This is a genomic window from Afifella aestuarii, from assembly GCF_004023665.1.
GTDB lineage: Bacteria > Pseudomonadota > Alphaproteobacteria > Rhizobiales > Afifellaceae > Afifella > Afifella aestuarii.
In genome coordinates, this window is the sequence record NZ_SAUF01000001.1 from 1711120 (window position 1) to 1729677 (window position 18558).

The 18558-nt window shown below is 62.6% G+C and carries 17 protein-coding genes; 3 read left to right on the forward strand and 14 right to left on the reverse strand.

The annotated features are described in order from the left end of the window. Positions 1–47: 47 nt before the first annotated feature. The 4 genes from EO094_RS08005 to purB form a co-directional block, all read right to left on the reverse strand. Positions 48–1652 (reverse strand): inorganic phosphate transporter, encoded by a 1605-nt coding sequence (locus tag EO094_RS08005; protein WP_128291681.1) that lies wholly within the window; start codon positions 1650–1652, stop codon positions 48–50. A 148-nt stretch (positions 1653–1800) separates the two neighbouring features. Then, positions 1801–3219 carry a glutamate decarboxylase gene (gene gad / locus EO094_RS08010; protein ID WP_128291682.1) on the reverse strand — a complete coding sequence of 473 codons (1419 nt, stop codon included), beginning with the start codon at positions 3217–3219 and terminating at the stop codon, positions 1801–1803. A gap of 100 nt (positions 3220–3319) precedes the next feature. Next, a complete protein-coding gene (locus EO094_RS08015) occupies positions 3320–3868 on the reverse strand; it encodes an RBBP9/YdeN family alpha/beta hydrolase (protein ID WP_128291683.1) in 549 nt (182 codons plus the stop codon). Positions 3869–3910: 42 nt separating this feature from the next. Next, positions 3911–5218 carry an adenylosuccinate lyase gene (gene purB / locus EO094_RS08020; protein WP_128291684.1) on the reverse strand — a complete coding sequence of 436 codons (1308 nt, stop codon included), beginning with the start codon at positions 5216–5218 and terminating at the stop codon, positions 3911–3913. Between the two features lie 230 nt (positions 5219–5448). Between purB and EO094_RS08025 the strand changes: the two genes are divergently transcribed. Beyond that, positions 5449–6069 carry an HAD-IA family hydrolase gene (locus EO094_RS08025; protein ID WP_128291685.1) on the forward strand — a complete coding sequence of 207 codons (621 nt, stop codon included), beginning with the start codon at positions 5449–5451 and terminating at the stop codon, positions 6067–6069. 217 nt (positions 6070–6286) lie between these two features. Here the strand turns inward: EO094_RS08025 and EO094_RS08030 are convergent, their stop codons facing one another. The 10 genes from EO094_RS08030 to pcaD form a co-directional block, all read right to left on the reverse strand. Next, positions 6287–6772 carry an Lrp/AsnC family transcriptional regulator gene (locus EO094_RS08030; RefSeq protein ID WP_261214090.1) on the reverse strand — a complete coding sequence of 162 codons (486 nt, stop codon included), beginning with the start codon at positions 6770–6772 and terminating at the stop codon, positions 6287–6289. A gap of 49 nt (positions 6773–6821) precedes the next feature. Next, a complete protein-coding gene (locus EO094_RS08035) occupies positions 6822–7877 on the reverse strand; it encodes a P1 family peptidase (RefSeq protein ID WP_128291686.1) in 1056 nt (351 codons plus the stop codon). Between the two features lie 84 nt (positions 7878–7961). Beyond that, positions 7962–9101 carry a branched-chain amino acid ABC transporter substrate-binding protein gene (locus EO094_RS08040; protein ID WP_128291687.1) on the reverse strand — a complete coding sequence of 380 codons (1140 nt, stop codon included), beginning with the start codon at positions 9099–9101 and terminating at the stop codon, positions 7962–7964. A 145-nt stretch (positions 9102–9246) separates the two neighbouring features. Then, positions 9247–9612: a DUF6867 family protein gene (locus EO094_RS08045; RefSeq protein ID WP_128291688.1), complete on the reverse strand. Its 366-nt coding sequence runs from the start codon at positions 9610–9612 to the stop codon at positions 9247–9249. Continuing rightward, complete coding sequence (locus tag EO094_RS08050; RefSeq protein ID WP_128291689.1) at positions 9609–10352, reverse strand: ABC transporter ATP-binding protein; 744 nt, start codon at positions 10350–10352, stop codon at positions 9609–9611. Before EO094_RS08050 ends, EO094_RS08045 begins: the two co-directional genes overlap by 4 nt. Continuing rightward, the gene (locus EO094_RS08055) at positions 10349–11356 is read right to left on the reverse strand and encodes an ABC transporter ATP-binding protein (RefSeq protein WP_128291690.1); all 1008 of its coding nucleotides are present in this window, start codon (positions 11354–11356) and stop codon (positions 10349–10351) included. The genes EO094_RS08050 and EO094_RS08055 overlap by 4 nt, the downstream gene beginning before the upstream one ends. Continuing rightward, on the reverse strand, positions 11356–12807 hold the full coding sequence (gene livM / locus EO094_RS08060) for a high-affinity branched-chain amino acid ABC transporter permease LivM (protein WP_128291691.1): 1452 nt from the start codon (positions 12805–12807) through the stop codon (positions 11356–11358). The genes EO094_RS08055 and livM overlap by 1 nt, the downstream gene beginning before the upstream one ends. A 1-nt stretch (position 12808) precedes the next feature. After that, positions 12809–13735, reverse strand: coding sequence for an ABC transporter permease subunit (locus EO094_RS08065; RefSeq protein WP_128291692.1), 927 nt, complete (start codon positions 13733–13735; stop codon positions 12809–12811). Between the two features lie 169 nt (positions 13736–13904). After that, positions 13905–15161 carry an outer membrane protein gene (locus EO094_RS08070; RefSeq protein ID WP_128291693.1) on the reverse strand — a complete coding sequence of 419 codons (1257 nt, stop codon included), beginning with the start codon at positions 15159–15161 and terminating at the stop codon, positions 13905–13907. A gap of 238 nt (positions 15162–15399) precedes the next feature. Beyond that, complete coding sequence (gene pcaD / locus EO094_RS08075) at positions 15400–16185, reverse strand: 3-oxoadipate enol-lactonase (protein WP_128291694.1); 786 nt, start codon at positions 16183–16185, stop codon at positions 15400–15402. Between the two features lie 236 nt (positions 16186–16421). On the opposite strand from pcaD, the gene EO094_RS08080 reads away from it, so the two are divergent. After that, on the forward strand, positions 16422–17342 hold the full coding sequence (locus EO094_RS08080) for an AAA family ATPase (RefSeq protein ID WP_128291695.1): 921 nt from the start codon (positions 16422–16424) through the stop codon (positions 17340–17342). Between the two features lie 15 nt (positions 17343–17357). Further along, positions 17358–18554, forward strand: coding sequence for a vWA domain-containing protein (locus EO094_RS08085; protein ID WP_128291696.1), 1197 nt, complete (start codon positions 17358–17360; stop codon positions 18552–18554). Positions 18555–18558: the final 4 nt, after the last annotated feature.

Genomic DNA, 18558 nt, shown 5'->3' on the forward strand with positions numbered 1-18558 from the left:
CGGGTCGGCTCCGCTTCGGGGTCGCGCCTGCCTGCGGTCGAGGCGGCCTAAAGAACCTGACGCAGGATGATAAACCCGATCGCTGAGAGGATCGCGGCTGCTGGCAGGGTCACGACCCAGGCAAAGGCGATCGGCCGCATGAGCTTCCAGTTCGTCTGACGGTTGACGAGGCCGATCCCTAAGACCGAACCGATCAGGATATGCGTGCTCGACACCGGCAGACCGAAGATCGAGGCAAGCAGGACGACGGCGGACGCGGACAGCTCGGCGGAGAAGCCCGAAGCCGGATGCATGGTCGTCAGGTTGTGCCCGACCGTCTGAATGACATGTTTGCCGATGAACCAGAGGCCGGCCACGAGCGCGACGCCGAAGGTGATCATGGCAAGCGCGGGCACCGGCACATTCTGCTCGATCGAGCCGCTGCGCAAAACGTCAAGGATCGCGGCGAAGGGACCAATGGCGTTGGCAATGTCGTTGGAACCGTGGCTGAAGGCGAAGCCGGCGGCGGTGAAGACCTGCATCCAACTGAACAAGAGAAAGGTCGCGCGTCCGAGCGGCTCACTTTTCAGGAGCCTGGCGACGACGAAGACGGCCATCCACACGGCGATCCCGGCCATCGCGATGATCAGGAGATCTTCGACGAGGCTGAGGCCGAGATGCAGGTTCTCCAACCCTTTCAGGAGAAGCACAGCAGCGATCACCATGGCGCCGAAAGATGCGATCGGCGGGACGAGCTTTTCGAGCGCGCGGTGGGGCCGGAGCTGTTCGCGCCGCTCCTCGATGCGCTGCAGCTCACGGTAATAATCGGTCTCGAGGTTCTCCGGCCCCAGATCCTTGTCGGCGACCACATTCATGTCGCGCGTCAGAGCGTGGGTGTAGGAGAGCTGCTGGATTTCCGACAAACGTTCGAAGGCTTCCTTGTGCTTCTTGTTGTGCTCGATCTTCGCCTGGCGGATCTGATCGAGCTTGGCGTTCATCGTGTCATTGTAGGAAAGAATGCGCTTCTTGATCTGCCAGAAGAGCAGATAGGCGACGGCACCGCCGAGAAGCGGTGAGAGAACCCAGGAGACCACGATCTGGCCGACCTTCGTCCATTGGACGAGAGAAAAGGCAGCTTCCGGCCCGCTCATCAGGATACCGAGCGTGATCGAGCTGCCGACGATCGCGCCCACGATCGAATGCGTGGTCGAAACGGGAAATCCGCGCGTGGTGGCGAAGAGCAGCCAGAGTGCGGCGGCGATCAAGGCCGACATCATGATGAAGACGAAATCCGCAGGGGCGACGTCGAGATTGCCCAGTTCGACAATGCCATCGCGGATGGTGTCGGTGACGGCGCCGCCGGCGATGATGGCGCCGCTGACTTCGAAGATTGCAGCGACGGCAAGCGCCTGGCGGATGGTCAAAGTGCCGGCGCCGACGCTGGTGCCGAACGAATTGGCGACGTCATTGCCGCCAATATTGAAGGCCATGAAAACCCCGAAAAGGGTAGCCGCGACGAGGACGGTGCTGCGATGGCCGTCGGTGTAGCCGTTTGCCCAGAAGAGAAAATACCCGGTTACGCCGACAAGGAGGACGAGAAAGACGATGCTAAGCCAGGAAAGCTCGTCGCGCAATCGTGTCTGCGGCTCGCCTGTATGGATCTCTGTCGCCATTCGATCGCTCTGCCTTTCCGGCGACGGTTTGCGAGGGGAAAATCCTCAACCTTCGTCATAAGTTGTCGCCGCTTCTAGGACTAAGCGGCTGGCGATTACATGCGTGTGACGTCTGATTTGATGCGGCACGTGAAAATACTTTCGCGGCTTAAGAAGTTGCGCGTCCGCTGTGGTCGAAGCCACCGGCCTCGGCCCCCGTCATCGGAGCGGCAACCGGATGTTTCTGAAAAAATGCCAGAGCGTCTTTGATGTCGCGGAGGAGAAGTCTGCCGAGATCGGCGCTGAAGCCATGGCGGACGAGAATGCGCTGCACAGCGAGGTCTTCGCGCTCGGGCGGCATGGAATAGGCCGGAACCTGCCAGCCGCGCGTGCGCAGGCGATCGGCGAGATCGAAGAGCGTGAAGCCGGGATTGATGTCCTTCTTCATCGACCAGGAGACGGCCGGGATGCCGTCGGTGCCACCCGTGTGGATCATGTCGAAGAGGCCGAAGCCCGCAATTGCGTCGGCGAGGGCCGCGGCATTGGCGTAGCAAGCCTCTTGCACGCGGCGGTAGCCTTCGCGGCCGAGGCGCAGGAAATTGTAATACTGGCAGATGACCTCGCCGCCCGGCCTGGAGAAATTGAGCGCGAAGGTGGGCATGTCGCCGCCGAGATAGTTGACCCGGAAGACGAGGTCCTCCGGCAGGTCTTCGGCCGTGCGCCAGAGAGCCCAGCCGACGCCGAGCGGTGAGAGCCCGAATTTGTGGCCGGAGGCGTTGATCGATTTCACGCGCGCAAGGCGGAAGTCCCAGGCGAGGCCCGGCACCGTGAAGGGGGCGAGGAAGCCGCCGCTTGCCGCATCGACGTGCACCGGAATGTCGAATCCGGTTTCGTCTTCCAAAGTGTCGAGCGCCGCGCAGACGCCGACGACATCCTCATACTGGCCCGTGAAGGTGACGCCGAGGGTCGGAACGACACCGATCGTGTTCTCGTCGCAGCGCGTGATCACCTCGTCGGGGGAGAGGATGAGGCGGTCGCCCTGCATCGGGATCTCGCGCAGCTCAACGTCCCAATAGCGGGCGAATTTGTGCCAGCAGACCTGCACCGGACCGGTGACGAGGTTGGGTCGGTCCGTCGGCCGGCCGGCTTGCCGGCGTCTTTCACGCCAACGCCATTTCATCGCCATGCCGGCGAGCATTGCCGCCTCGCTCGAACCTGTGGTCGAGCAGCCGACGGCGGCGCCGTCCGGGGCGTTCCAGAGATCGGCCAGCATGCGGACGCAGCGCCCTTCGATTTCGGCCGTCTGCGGGTACTCATCCTTGTCGATGATGTTCTTGTCGGCCGTTTCGGCCATCAGGCGGGCGACTTCAGGCTCCATCCAGGTGGTGCAGAAGGTCGCGAGATTTTGGCGTGAATTGCCGTCGAGCATGAGCTCGTCGCGGATCGCCGCATAGATGTGGCGGGGATCGTGCTCGCCTTCCGGCAGCCGCATCTTCGGAAGCTCGCGGATCGAATCCGCCGAGGCATAGATGTCGTCGATCTCGGGCGAGGAGATTTTGTGCCGAGGCTTCTGGTGGTGGAGGGGCATATCGGCCTCCCTGGTGGCGCAGCGTCGTTTCGTCCGCAGAGCTTCGCCGCTTCGGGTTGCCAGAGAATGACCGGCCGCGGTTTTTGCGACCGGGAGGCCGTCAGAGCTGTCCCATCATGCGGGCGAAGACCATCAGGCCCTCCGGCCAGGGCCCGTGACCGGAGTCTGAGTTCATGTGGCCGGACTCGCCGCCGTCGATGAAAAGAGCGCCCCAGGCAGCGGCCCAGTCTTCCGACGTCTCGAAGGCGCAATAGGGATCGCTGCGGCTTGCGACGACCAGGGTGGGGAAGGGCATTGGCTCTCTTGGAACCGGGAGAAACGTGCGCCCCTCCGGGAGCTCGTCGCCGCAAAGATCAAAGTCTGGCGGGGTCACCAGAAAGGCCGCACGCACCGCCGTACCAGCGAGATGCGCAGCCGCATGCACGATGGTGAGCGCGCCGGCGGAATGGCCGACGAGCACGACCGGTCTTTTGGCGAGCTTCACCGCGGCGATCAGATTGGCCGTCCAATCGGACCGGTCGGGTCGCGACCAGTCCTGCTCGATCATCTCCGCAGTCCCTATCTGTCTCGCCCAACGCGCATACCAATTGTCGGGCTTCGGACCGTAGAGGCCGGGATGGATCAAAATATCGGCTTCGCGGGCTTTCATGCGCTCGAGACTTGGTGAAGCGGTGGGAGGGTGTCGTGCAGCTCAGTTTGCGCCGAAAACGCGGGCAAAGATCGTGTCCACATGCTTGGTGTGATAGCCAAGATCGAACATCGCCTCGAGCTCGGAAACCGGAATCTTTTGAGTCACCTCCGGGTCGGCCTTCAACTCCGACAGGAAGTCGGCGCCGCGCTCCCATGTCTTCATGGCGTGCTTCTGGACGAGGCGGTAGGAATCTTCTCGCGACATGCCGGCCTGGGTGAGGGCTAGCATCACGCGCTGCGAATTGTGCAGGCCGGCAAGCTTGTCGAGATTCTGCTGCATGCGCTCGGGATAGACGACGAGCTTCTCGATGACGCCGGCGAGGCGGGCGAGAGCAAAATCGAGCGTGATCGTGGCGTCGGGGCCGATCATGCGTTCGACGGAAGAATGCGAGATGTCGCGCTCATGCCAGAGTGCCACGTTCTCCATGGCCGGCACGGAGAAGGCACGCACCATGCGGGCGAGGCCAGTGAGGTTTTCCGACAGAACCGGATTGCGCTTGTGCGGCATCGCCGAAGAGCCCTTCTGGCCCGGCGAGAAATACTCCTCCGCCTCCAGCACTTCGGTGCGTTGTAGATGCCGGATTTCGGTTGCGAGCCTTTCCATCGAGGAGGCGATGACGGCAAGCGTGGCGAAGAAGGCGGCATGGCGGTCGCGCGGGATCACCTGCGTGGAGACGGGTTCCGGCTTCAACCCCATTTTCTCGGCGACGTATTCTTCAACCTTCGGGTCGATGTTGGCAAAAGTGCCGACGGCGCCGGAGATGGCGCAGGTGGCGATCTCCGCGCGTGCTGCGACGAGGCGCTCGCGGTTGCGGGCAAACTCCGCATAGGCCTGGGCGAGCTTCAGCCCAAAGGTCGTCGGCTCGGCATGGATGCCGTGCGAGCGGCCGATCGTCGGCGTATCTTTGTGCTCGTAGGCGCGGGCCTTGAGAGCGTCGAGCAAACGGTCGAGATCCGCGAGCAGAAGATCTGCCGCGCGCGCAAGCTGCACCGAGAGACAGGTGTCGAGGACGTCGGACGAGGTCATCCCCTGATGGACGAAACGCGCCTCCGGTCCGACGATCTCCGAAAGATGCGTGAGGAAGGCGATGACGTCATGCTTCACCTCGCGCTCGATTTCGTCGATGCGCTCCACATCGAAGGTGGCGGAGCCGCCCTTTTCCCAGACTTTTTCCGCAGCGTCCTTGGGCACGCGTCCCATTTCGGCCATGGCGGAGAGGGCATGCGCCTCGATCTCGAACCAGATGCGGAATTTCGTCTCGGGCGACCAGATCGCCACCATCTCGGGGCGTGCATAGCGCGGAATCATGGGAAGGCTCCTTCAATCGCCCTTCCGTTTAATGACGGTATCGGGCTGGGGCAACGGCAACGGCACCGCTTGCTGGCGCTTCCGGCCTCGCAATAGGTATGAGGGCGGGCGGGTGACCGATGGGATTGCGCCTGCACGGGAAAATGAAAGCTGCGATTCTTGCGGGAACGGCATGAGATGGTAGACGCGGAGGTGCGGACAGCAAGTCGGCTGCTTCAAGGAGAAAAAGTGTGAAGCCGTGTCTCATGCTCGACGTCGACGGCGTTCTCGTCCACGGGCATCCTGAGGGAGATTCCTGGGTCGAGAACGTGGAGCGCGATCTCGGTGTCACGCCTGCGATCCTGGAGACCTGCTTTTTCGAGCCACACTGGGCCGATGTCATCGTCGGCAAAAAGCAGCTTCTGGACGTGCTGGAGAGGTGTCTGCCGCCTGTGGCGCCCTGGCTCGCACCGCAGGACTTCGTCGATTACTGGTTTGCCCACGACAATCTGCTCGACGAGGCTCTCTTGTCGGAGGCGGACAATCTGCGCCGCCACGGCATGCTCGTGTTTCTTGCGACGAACCAGGAGCATATGCGGGCGCGCTACCTGTTGGAGCATCTTCGCCTTGGCGAACATGTCGATGGGATCGTCTATTCGGCCGCCCTCGGCGTCAGGAAGCCCGACCGAGCCTTTTTCGACGCCGCTCTGGAGCAGAGTGGGTCGGTCGCCCGGAACACCGTTCTCGTGGACGATATGCGCGCAAATGTCGAAGCTGCGCGTGACGCCGGCTGGATGGCGATCCAGTGGACACGCGGCAAGAGCCTGGTCGGCCTCCTCGAGGCCGAGTGCGCCTGCGACGCCGAGGCCTGAGCCTGCGGTTAGCGAGGCCGGCGAAACTCCATGCTTGTGATTAGCCGGAGCACGAGTGGCGAGATCCGTCGCGGAGGCGAGGAGTGCTCAAATCTGTCGGCGCCGTCTCCAGGCTCTTTCATGAGGGGGGCGAGAAGGATCGAAGCCTGCGGATTTCAGATTGGCGCCCGGCGACGGCTGGATGCGAAGAATGCGGAGAAGAAATAGGCGGTTGCCCTCACGCCTCCCGGATCGGCAGGGACGGGGTGTCTTTCACGGTGGCGACGACGATGCGCGACTGGACATCGGTGACGAGCTCGTTGTCGAGGAGCTTGGAGCGCAGGAACCAGTCATAGGTGTGGATGTCGGTGGTGACGATCTTGAGCAGATAATCGACCGCACCCGTTACCCGCTCGCAGACAAGCACTTCCGGCCAGGAATTCACCAGCTTGTCGAATTTCTCCATGTTCTGCCGGCTCGGCACGCCGAGCTTGACGAAGGCGTACGCGACGAAATCGAGCCCGACCGCGTTGCGCTCCACCAGCGCCACCACAGCGCGGATGATGCCCTCTTCTTTCAGTCGCTTGATGCGCCGCCAGGCCGGCGTTTGGCTCATCCCCGCTTCGCGCGCGATATCTGCCACCGACAGGGACGCATCGCGCTGCATGATCCGCAGAATGCGAATCTCGCCTGGGTCAAGTTCAATCTCCTGAGGCCTCTGCACGTTATTCTCTCCTCCCGCCGCGGAAGCTAATTTTTAGGTCTCCGGCCGCTCAAGCCGTATCGCCAAAACGCCCTTTCCAGGTCGGGAGACGATCGCTTTGCGTGTCTGTCGCCCAGTAGACGGCGCGAGCGACCGCCCGTGCCAGAACCACTGGGGCAGCTGCGCAGAGCTCCAGCATCATGGAAAGGGGCTCCATGTTCGGATCCGTTTGAGCTTTGCCTGTGGACAATGCGAAGACCGTGTCGCCGTCGAAGGGTGTGTGGGCCGGATAGATCGACAGAGCAAACCCGTCATGTGCGACCATAGCAAGGCGCTTTGCCTCAGCCTTCGTCAACGGCTGATCGGTCGCAATGACGGCAATCGTCGTATTGGCGGCCGGTGTCGGATCGAATTTCGTGATGCGTGCGGCCGTCTCCGGACTGGCTGTGCCTGGAAAACCGAGGCCGCCGAATTCGTGGTCGACCTCGAAAGGGGCTGCACGGAAATGAGGCCCGTCGCCGAACGTCACGGCACCGACGGCATTGACCGCGACGAAGGCGGCGATGGTGGCGCCCGAGGCGAGTTGCTCGCCGGCATGGCCGAACCCGCCCTTCAGATTGGCGGTCGTCGCACCCGTGCCGGCTCCGAGAGTTCCCACCTCCACCGCTCCCCCCGGCGCCGTTTCCAGAGCGGAGGCGCAGGCGCGATAGGCCAATTCGGGGTAGGGGTTGGCGACAGCCGCTCGTTCTTTTGCCGGAAGAAAGCTCTTGTCCCCGCCATTGGCGAGATCGAACAAAATTGCTGTCGGAACGATCGGGACGCGAAGCCCCGCCACCTCGAAGCCGCGACCGTTCTCCGCAAGAAAGGACATGGCGCCATCGGCCGCCGCAAGCCCGAAGGCGGAGCCGCCTGACAGGACGATCGCGTCGACTTTCGACACGCTCGCTTCCGGCTCGGCAAGGCCGAGCTCGCGCGTTCCGGGCGCGCCGCCGCCGATATGCGCGCTCATCACCGCAGGTTCATCCGGCAGGAGGACAGTGACGCCCGATTTCAGAGTTTCATCGGAAGCGTGGCCAATGCGCAGACCTGCCGGCATTCCAGAAAAGGGTACCGGATAACGATTCATGCCGGATCAAAACGCAGCGGCAGGCAAAAGAAAAGCCCCGGCGGAGATACCGCCGGGGCCGATCGAAAAAGCGGGTTAACGCGCTTACGATTTCTTCTCTTCGGTAGCTTTTTCGTCGCCCGCGTTGAGGTAATCGTAGCTGCCGTCGTGCCATTCGTAGAAGACGTAGCCCGGCAGCGACACGTCGCCCTTGTCGTCGAAGGAGAGCTCGCCGAGAACCGTGTCGAAGGTTCCGGTGTTCAGAGCCTCGTTGACTTCGTCATAATCGGCCGCGCCGGCCGTTTCGACTGCCTGAGCCCAGGCCTGAATCGCGGCGTAGGTGTAGAGGACGTAACCTTCGGTCGGCTTGCCGGCATCTTCCAGCTTCTTCACGATCGGGGCGGCCGTCTCGCTCTTCCGCGGATCCGGCGAGAAGGTCATCATCGTGCCTTCGCCGGCATCGCCGGTGATGGCCCAGTATTCGTCGGTGACGAGGGCGTCGCCGGAGATCAGCTGCACATCCATGCCCTGATCCTTCATCTGGCGCGCCATCAGGCCGGCTTCGGTGTGATAGCCGCCGACATAGAGGACGCCGATGCCTTCCTGCTTCAGCTTGGAAACGAGGGCCGTGTAGTCCTTTTCACCGGCCGTGTAGGCCTCGTACATGTCGGCCTTCTTGCCGGCCGCTTCCATCGCCGCCTTGGTCTCGTCGGCGAGGCCCTTGCCGTAAGCCGTCTTGTCGTGGATGACGGCGACTTTCTTGTCCGGATAATGCTCGGCGATGAATTCGCCGGCGACCTTGCCCTGCTGGTCGTCACGGCCGCAGACGCGGTAGGTGCCGCCGTCCGGGTTCGGGCGCTCGTCCGTGAACGTCGGATTGGTCGAAGCCGGGGAAATCTGGACGATGCCTTCTTCCGCGTAAACTGCGGAAGCCGGGATCGACGATCCCGAGCAGAAATGGCCTGCTACGAAGACGACGCCCTTGCCGGCCATCTGGTTGGCGACGGCCACAGCCTGCTTCGGGTCGCAGGCGTCGTCGCCGATTTCAAGAACGAGTTTCTCGCCGAGGACGCCGCCCTTCTCGTTGATGTCTTCCACCGCCTGCTGGGCGCCAGCCTTCATCTGCTCGCCGAAAGAGGCGTACTGGCCGGTCATCGGCCCGACCGTGGCGATCGTGATATCGGCCCATGCCGCACCCGTCATTGCGAAGCTCAAAGCGACGCCTGCCAACATTGCTTTTTTCAATGGATTCTCCCTCTTTCTTAGATGGCACCATGATCTAAAAGACCCGCGGTGCACGTGCGGGTGATTGAGGCGAACCTCAATTGTCTCGATCTAAGCCCATTCTCCTCCCGGATGGTACGGCTTTTGCTGACATCCGGATCTATGCCTAGACCTTACGTTTCCAGCCAAACGGCCCTGAACGGTGGTAAAGGAAACTATACTGCTCGCTCATCTGGTGCGAGCGATTCATCTGCCGGGCCGCGGCTGCAATCAGCATCAATGCGATGAAGTCGACGACATAATAGTGAAGACCCGTCGCAAAGCCTGCGGGCGGCAAGAGAAACGTGCCGTTGAACAGGCTGTAATGGATGAAGCGTACAGCCAGAGACAGAAGCGCGATATAGACGGCAAGACGCAGCCAGGAGCCCCAGGTGAGCGCGACGGCACGCCCTGTCATCCAGGCCGCAAGCCCGCCGAGCACGAGCGTGACGAGCGCGAATTCCGTGAGCGAAACTTCCCAGATCAGGTTCATTCGGCCGCCTCTTTTCTGCCGCCCTCGAGATAGGCTGCCCGAACTTCCGGCCTTGCCAGAAGCTCTACCCCCGTGCCCGACATCGTGATCTGTCCGTTGACCATGACATAGCCGCGATGGGCGAGGCGGAGCGCATGAAACGCGTTCTGCTCGACGAGGAACACGGTCAGGCCCTCTTCTCGGTTCAGCTCCTTGATGACTTCGAAGATCTGTTTGACCACCATCGGCGCGAGGCCGAGGGAGGGTTCGTCGAGAAGCAACAGGCGAGGCCGGCTCATCAAGGCGCGACCGATCGCGAGCATCTGCTGCTCGCCGCCCGACAACGTTCCCCCGCGCTGATGCTGACGCTCCTTGAGGCGCGGGAAAAGGTCGAACACCCGCTGAAGATCGGCATCGAAGCTCGCGCCGTCGGTGACGAGAGCGCCCATCTGCAGGTTCTCCATCACCGTCATGCGCGGGAAGATGCGGCGCCCTTCTGGAGACTGTGCGATGGAGCGCTGCATGATGTCATGCGTCGGCAGATGGGTGATGTCCTCGCCATCATAGACGATGCGTCCCTTGCGGGCCTGCGGGTTGCCGCAGATCGTCATCATCAAGGTGGACTTGCCGGCGCCGTTGGCTCCGATGAGGGTGACGATCTCGCCTTCGAAGACGGCGATATCGACGCCGCGCAGGGCGATGATGTTGCCGTAATAGGTCTCGACGCCTTCAACGGCGAGAAGCGGATTTTGGCCCGTCATGGCTTCGTCTCCTGCTCGCCTGCGGGCTCTCCGGCAGACGCCGCCTGTCCGGCCGCTGCTGCGGCTGCCGCTTCGGCTTCCGCCTCGGCGACCTCCTCGTCCTCGACGCCGAGATAGGCGGCGATCACCGAAGGATCGTTTCTGACGTAATCGGCCGAGCCGTCGGAAATCTTCTCGCCGTAATCGAGCACGACGACATGGTCGGAAATCTCCATCACCACGCCCATATCGTGTTCGATCAGGAGCACGGAGGTGCCGGCTTCCGATCGAATGAACTGAAGAAGCTCGTTGAGCTCGCTCGATTCGCGCGGGTTCAGTCCCGCCGCCGGTTCGTCGAGGCAGAGAAGCTGCGGGTCGGTGCACATTGCACGGGCGATCTCAAGCCGGCGCTGGTCGCCATAGGGCAGGGCGGCCGCGGGTTCGTCGGCGCGCTCCTTCAGGCGAATGTGCTCCAGCCAATAGACGGCCTTGTCGATCGACTTCTGTCTTGCCTTACGGAACCCCGGCAGGTTGAAGATCCCGCCGATGGTGAATCCCGAGGCGGCCATCAGCGCGTTGTGCTGGGCGACGAGCAGATTTTCCAGAACCGTCATGCCCCCGAAGAGGCGGATGTTCTGGAAGGTGCGGGCGACCTTTGCATCGCGTGAGATGCAGAAATCCGGCATCCGCTCCAGCAGGAAGATCGCTCCCTCGGCGGTGCTCATCGATTGCTCACCGCTTTCCGTCAGCTTGCGGACCTCCGCGTCGGAGATGGTGCTGCCGTGGCGCATGATGATGCGCCCTTCGGTCGGTTTGTAGAACCCGGTGACGCAGTTGAAGACCGTCGTCTTGCCGGCACCGTTTGGTCCGATGAGGGCGGTGATATCGCCCCGACCGACATTGAAGGAGAGATCGTCGACGGCCACGAGGCCGCCGAAGCGCATGGTCAGGTTTTCGACCGTGAGGACCGGGCTTTCGTCCCAGCGTCCCGGCTCGCTGACATTGTCTTTGAGAGCTGCAGACATCAGTGGCCCTCACCTTGAGAGACCATATCGGCGCTGATCGTCTGACGTTCCTTCAAAATGGCGGATGGCTCGCGCGTGGCGATGAGGCCGCGGGGACGCCAGACCATGATGATCACCATGAGAAGACCGAAGATCAGCATGCGGTATTCGGCGAAATCACGGAAGAGCTCGAAGCCGCCGATCATGACGATCGAGGCGATGACGACGCCCATCTGCGAACCGAGCCCGCCCAGCACCACGATCGCCAGGATCAGTGCCGATTCCATGAAGGTGAAGCTTTCCGGCGAAATGAAGCCCTGACGCGTGGCGAAGAAGGCGCCGGCGAAGCCACCGAACATGGCGCCGATGGCGAAGGCCGTCAGCTTCGTATTGGTGGTGTTGATGCCAAGCGACCGGCAAGCGATCTCGTCTTCGCGCAGGGCTTCCCAGGCGCGCCCCAGCGGCAGTTTGCGGAGCCTGAGCGTCACCAGGTTGGTGATCATGGCAAGCGCCAGGATGATGTAGAAGAAGTAGGCCTGCTTGTAGGCGGAATCGTAGCCGATCCCGAGAAGGCCGGGCAGGTTTTCCGCGCCCCGCTTGAATTCCAGCCCGAAGAATGTCGGATCGGGAATGCCGGAGATGCCGTTCGGCCCGCCGGTGAACGTATACCAGTTCAAGAGCACGACGCGGATGATCTCACCGAACGCGAGTGTGACGATGGCGAGATAATCGCCTCGAAGCCGCAGCACCGGGAAGCCGAGAATGAGGCCCCAGCAGGCCGCCAGGATGCCCGCGATCGGAAGAGCGAACCAGAAGCCGACTTCGAAGAACTGGGCGAAGAGGGCGAAGGAATAGGCGCCCACCGCATAGAAGGCGACGTAGCCGAGATCGAGGAGGCCCGCGAGGCCCACCACGATGTTCAGCCCCCAGCCGAGCATGATGTAGGTGAGAACGAGCACGCCCAGATCGATGAACTGCTTATCCTTCATCGGGAAGAGGGCGAGGATGATGACCGGGTAGAGGACCGCCGCGACCAGTGCCACGACTCCGACCGACTTCGAATGGCGCGCGAAATGCTCAGATAACGGTGTGCCTTCGCCGGAGCCGAAGGCGCGCAGAAGAAGCGGCCTCGTTCCGGTCTTGGTGGCCGGCCGCCACAGCAGAATGCGAAAGAGGAGACGGCCGACGAAGACGACGACGATGGCGGTGCCGAAGGCTTGCCAGCGGGTCGACAGGTCCAGTCCACCGATCGCGATGTCGGTGCGGAAGCCGATGAAAAAGAGGAAGAGAGCTGCTGCGATCGCGGCGGCGATGGCGGCATCCTTCAAGGCAGCGGCGATTGCGGAAAGACGCTGCGGTTCTTCGACGAAGGGGGGCTCGCCGGCATAGCCGGCGACGCGCTGTTCCCACTCCACCAAGGCGCCTGGCGCCTGCTTTTCGTCGGCGCTGCCTGCCTGGTTTATGTTGGACATGTCAGACTTTCTCGACTTCCGGTTTGCCGAGGAGCCCGGAGGGCAGGAAGATGAGCGTGATCGCCAGGATCGAGAACGCCGCCACGTCCTTGTACTCCACCGAGAAGTATCCGGACCAGAAGGTCTCGATGAGACCGATGGCGAGGCCTCCGAGCATGGCGCCGGGCAGAGAGCCGATGCCGCCCAGAACGGCCGCTGTGAAGGCTTTCACGCCGGCGATGAAGCCGATGTAGAAGTCGATCACGCCGTAGTAGAGCAGGAACATGACGCCCGCGACGGCCGCAAGGGCGGCGCCCATGACGAAGGTCAAAGAGATCGTCCGGTCAACGTTGACGCCAAGCAGCGAGGCCATCTTGGCATCCTGCTCGCAAGCCCGCTGAGCGCGTCCGAGCGAGGTCTTGGAGATCAGCATCGAGAAGCCGGCCATCAGAACGACGGTCGTGACGATGATGATGATCTGCATGTAGGAGAGCTGCACCACGATACTGCCGGTCTCCGCATCGCCCTGCATCAGGGTGATACCTCCGGTGATCTGCGGCGGCAGCGGCTTAACGCGCGCGCCCTGCGTCAGCTGCACGAAGTTCTGCAGCGTGATCGACATGCCGATGGCGGTGATGAGCGGCGCCAGGCGGAAGGAGCCGCGAAGCGGCCGGTAGGCCATGCGCTCGACTGTCCATCCCCAGACGGAGGTGAAGATCATCGCGATGATGAGGACTGCAAGCAGGATGAGCGGCAGTGCCGTCACTCCGATTGCGAGCATAATCAAGAAAACGGTGAGAGCGATGAAGGCGCTCACCATAAAAATATCGCCATGGGCGAAATTGATCATGCCGATGATGCCGTAAACCATCGTATAGCCGATGGCGATAAGGCCGTAGATCGAACCGAGCGTGACGCCGTTGATCAGCTGCTGAACGAAATATTCCATCGTTCTTTAATTGTACCCCTCTTATGGCCATTATTTTATTATAGGCTCACGTTCGAGTGCGGAACACTCGAACGCCAAAGAGGTCAATCGTTTAGCAAGCCGTCACACTGTGCACAATATGCGGCGGTGGACGGTGTGACGGTTTCGACGAAAGTCTGAAATATTCAGATTATGGAAGACGAACGGCGATACCGGCGCGCACCGTGTCTACAGATGGTTCGAAGCTCGCCGCACCTGCAACGACATCGCCGGTCACGTCTTCGAATTCGTCGTGGAGATACTCGAGCCGCCCAAACACGTGATCGGTAATCGCAACGTCGACACCAGCACCGACCGTCCAGCCTTTCGCAGGCTCGACATTGAGCGAAGACGTGCCTTCCTGTTGGAAGTGGACTTGCGTGATGGCAAAACCGCCCGCGAGGTAGGGCAGGAACCGGTCCCAGGCATAACCGATACGGCCGCGCACATGCGCATCCCACATCGGCTCCTTGTCGAGCCGCACGCCCGCGATGGTCGATGTCGATTCGCCCTCGCGGAGGCTGAGATCGGCATCGAGGCCCGTGACGACATTGCCAAACTGGTAGTTCGCACCAAGGAACATGCCCGTGCCGAAGCTGCCGTCGCTCGCATCATCGCTGCCGAGGCCGGCGATCTCTGCATCGTCCTGGAGCATCGACGCGCTGACCATCGCACCGCCGTAAAAGCCCGACCAGGTGTTTCCGGGCCTCGTCAGGAAGCTTTCGGGATAGTCCTTAAAGCCGTTGCCGAGAGCGAAGATGATGGCGCCACGAAACTGCTGGGCCTCCGGCTCGAACTCCGTCGAGCCGCCGCTGAAGACGTAATCCTCGGCGCCGAAGCGGGTGTAGAGGTATTCCGCGCGCAGGCGGATCGGATAGTAGACCGCAACTTCGAGGCCGGCGCCGACCGACCAGCCGAGATGGCGGGTCACATCGCCCTGGGTCATCGGCGCGAGAGAATGGCCATGGATCTCGGCCACGCGGCCGCCGGCCATGACGTACGGCATGAAGCGGCCCCACGTATAGCCGAGGCGCCCATAGACACCGGCATCCCAGATGTAATCGCTGCCCACTGAGACGGACGCATTTTCCGTCTTGGTCTCGTGGATGGTGATGTCACCTTCCAGGCCGAGGACGACATTGCCGAAGAGCCAGTTGTAGCCGCGCAGTCCGCCGCCGGAAAAACCGCCATGGTCGCTCATGGAGAAGTCGGTGCCGGCGGGGGTCCGACCGTCGATATTGTCCGACGACCAACCGAAATGCATGCCGGTGTAGAAGCCCTCCCATTGCGACACGGACACCGGAGATGTGACCGGAACATAGGGTGCGGGCGCTTCTGGAAGATCGGCGGCGAGAGCGGGGCCTGCAAGGACGACCATGCCGAAGACGGCTGTTCCAAGACCACGCATCCAAATCACCTCGAGCTTCCGCGAACTTCGCAATCGAGGGCAGCTATCTTCCCCGCAGGATCAGGCGTCAATTGAACGAGCCTGCCGAGGTGCAGTTCACGAAACGGTGTTGCCGATCGGCCATAGAGCCCGGGAAGGCGGTCGGTGAATATTCCGGGCTGGTCCTTTGTGCAGTACGGGGCCTGCGGTTTTCGCAAGCCCCGAGGTCGCGAGCTCCGGCATTCGCGGAGGCCTTCGATCAGTTTCCGCGCAGATATGAGAAGACAGCGCGGTTGAATTCCGCCGGCGCTTCGACGGCCGACAAATGCGCTGCGTGCACGATCTCCTTGCGGGCGCCTGCGATGTTGTCGGCAATAAGTTCGCCGTCCTGGGGAGGTGTCGAGGGATCACTGTCGCCGATGAGGATGAGAACGTCCGCCTCGATCGCCGACAGGGTTGGACGCAGATCCATGTCGCGGATCGCGGCGCAGCAGCCTGCATAGCCTGCGGGTTCGGTTGCCCGGATCTGCTCTGCGATGCGCTCCACTTCATCGGGATTGTCGCGGCGAAAGGTGGCTGTGAACCAGCGTTCGGTGACGCCGTCGACCTGGGCTTCCATGCCGTTGTCAGTGACGGCCTTGATGCGCTCGTTCCAGAGGTCGGCTGGTGGCATATGGGCGGACGTGTTGCACAAAGCGAGTTTGCCAAATCGCGCCGGGTGATCGCGCGCCAGGACGATGCCGGTCATACCGCCCATGGAGAGGCCGCAGAAATCGGTCTTGTCGATCTTCAAAAGGTCCAAGAGCTCGACGACGTCCTGGCCGAGGCGTTCCATGGAGAAGGCGTCTGCCGGGACGGGAGAGCGGCCGTGACCGCGCTGGTCGTAGCGGATGACCCGAAAATCGCCCTCCGCCTCGTCGACCTGGGCGTCCCACATGGCGAGATTGGTGCCGAGCGAATTTGAAAAGACGAGGGGCGGCGCCGAGCGGTTGCCGGCTTCCTCATACCAGATGCGGGCTCCATCGCTTAACTCACAAAACGGCATTCGGATTCTCCTTTGCGCGATTGTCGTGGAACGAGAGGGGTTTGGCAGGCAGGTCTAAGAGTTCGATTCCGCTTTCAGCCGCCGGCGAAACGATTCCTCTCGTCGCTCGGGCCGGTCGCAGACTTAGGCTTCGCCTGCGGCAGAGGAAAGGCGGATGGGGCGTTTTCATCAGGCGGATGGTCTGGTGAGCGGCTTGATCTATACTGGTAGCGAGAGCCCAAGCCGATAGGAGCCCCATGTCCGTCCGACCCTTGCCGCAATCGATCGACGAGACGCTCCAGCTTTTGAACGGTGCCGGATATGTCGCCGACCGCTCGCTCGCGACCGTCCTCTTCCTGTCTCTCAAGATGGGCCGGCCACTCTTCCTGGAGGGGGAGGCAGGCGTCGGCAAAACGGAAATCGCCAAGGTCTTGTCGCAGACGCTCGATCGCCGCCTGATCCGACTGCAATGCTATGAAGGCCTCGACGTCGCGAGCGCGGTCTATGAGTGGAACTACACGGCGCAGATGATCGAGATCAGGCTCGCGGAGGCCGCCGGCGACAGCGACCGGCGGATGCTTGCGGAGGATGTGTTCTCCGAGCCGTTTCTCATCAAGCGTCCCGTCCTGCAGGCGTTAGAACCGGATCTGAACGGACCGCCGATTTTTCTCATCGACGAACTCGACCGTGCCGACGAGGCATTCGAAGCCTTTCTCCTGGAAGTTCTGTCCGACAATCAGGTCACGATCCCCGAGATTGGGACGATTCGCGCGCCCGAACCGCCGGTCGTCGTCGTCACGACCAACCGCACGCGTGAGATCCACGACGCTTTGAAGCGGCGCTGCCTCTATCATTGGGTGGATTATCCGGACGCCGAGCGGGAACTGCGCATCGTCAACGAGCGCGTGCCGGGCGTTCGCGAGCGGCTTGCCCGCGAGGTCGTCGGCTTCGTTCAGCGGCTGCGCCGGGAAGATCTGTTCAAGAAGCCGGGTGTTGCGGAGACGCTCGATTGGGCGAGTGCGCTCACCGAGCTCGACATGGTGGCGCTCGATCCGGAGGTGATTTCCGATACGCTTGGCGTGCTTCTCAAATACCAGGACGATATCGGCCGGATCGAGGGCAGCCGCTCGAAGCAGCTTCTGGACGAGGCGCGGGCCGAGCTCGCCGCTGCCGAGTGAGGGACGGGTAGCGTCGTGACGGAGACAGGCGGCAAGATCGCCGACAACATCGTCTATTTTGCCCGGGCGCTGCGGCGCGCGGGGCTGCCGGTCGGCCCCGCCGCGGTCGTCGATGCGATCCGTGCGGTCGAGGTTGCGGGCATTTCTTCGCGCGACGACTTTTATTGGACCCTGCATGCGGTTTTCGTGAACAAGCGCGCCGATCGCCCGGTCTTCCATGAAGCTTTCGAGCTGTTCTGGCGCGAGCGCGGGCTCGTGGAGAAGATGCTCGAGCTCTTGTCGCCGGTGGCCCCGCCACGGCCCGCGGAGACCGAAAAGCCGAAGCCTGGGCAGCAGCGCGTCGAGGAGGCGATGCAGGCGCTGAAAGAGCGCCGCGAGGAAGAGGTCTTTCCCGAAATCGAGATCGATGCACGCATGACGGTGAGCGAGAAGGAGATTTTGCGCCGCAAGGATTTCGCGCAGATGAGCGCCGAGGAGATCGCCTCCGCGATGCGTGCGCTCGCCTCTCTGCAGTTTCCCGACGATCAGATCGTGACCCGGCGGCTTGTCGCTGCGACACGGGGCAAGGTCGATCCGCGCCGCACGGTCCGTGCCACCATGCGTTCGGCGGGCGATCTGATCCTGCCGCAGGCGCGCAAGCGCAAGGTGCAGGAGCCGCCGCTCGTGGCGCTTGCCGACATTTCCGGTTCGATGAGCGAATATTCCCGCGTGATGCTGCATTTCCTGCATGCGCTGTCGTCGCGCCGGAAAGTTCACTCGTTCCTTTTTGGTACGCGGCTCAGCAACGTGACGCGGCAGCTGCGCTACAAGGATCCCGACGAGGCGCTTGCGGGCTGCTCCGACGCGGTCGTCGACTGGTCGGGCGGCACGCGCATCGCCGATGCGCTGCACGTCTTCAACCGCGACTGGTCGAGGCGGGTGCTGGGGCAGGGCGCGACGGTGCTTTTGATCACCGACGGGCTGGAGCGCGAAGAGGGGGCGGATCTCGGGGCGGAGGCTGCGAGGCTCGGCCGCTCCTGCCGTCGCCTGATCTGGCTCAATCCGCTCCTGCGTTTTGAGCAATTCGAGGCCAAGGCACGTGGCATTCGCGCGATCCTGCCCCATGTCGATGACTTTCGGCCGGTGCATTCGTTGGAGGCGATTGAGGATCTGGTGAAGGCCTTGTCGACACCGGCCAAGAGGCCGCGCCCGGCAGTGAGCCGGGCCGCCTGAGGGA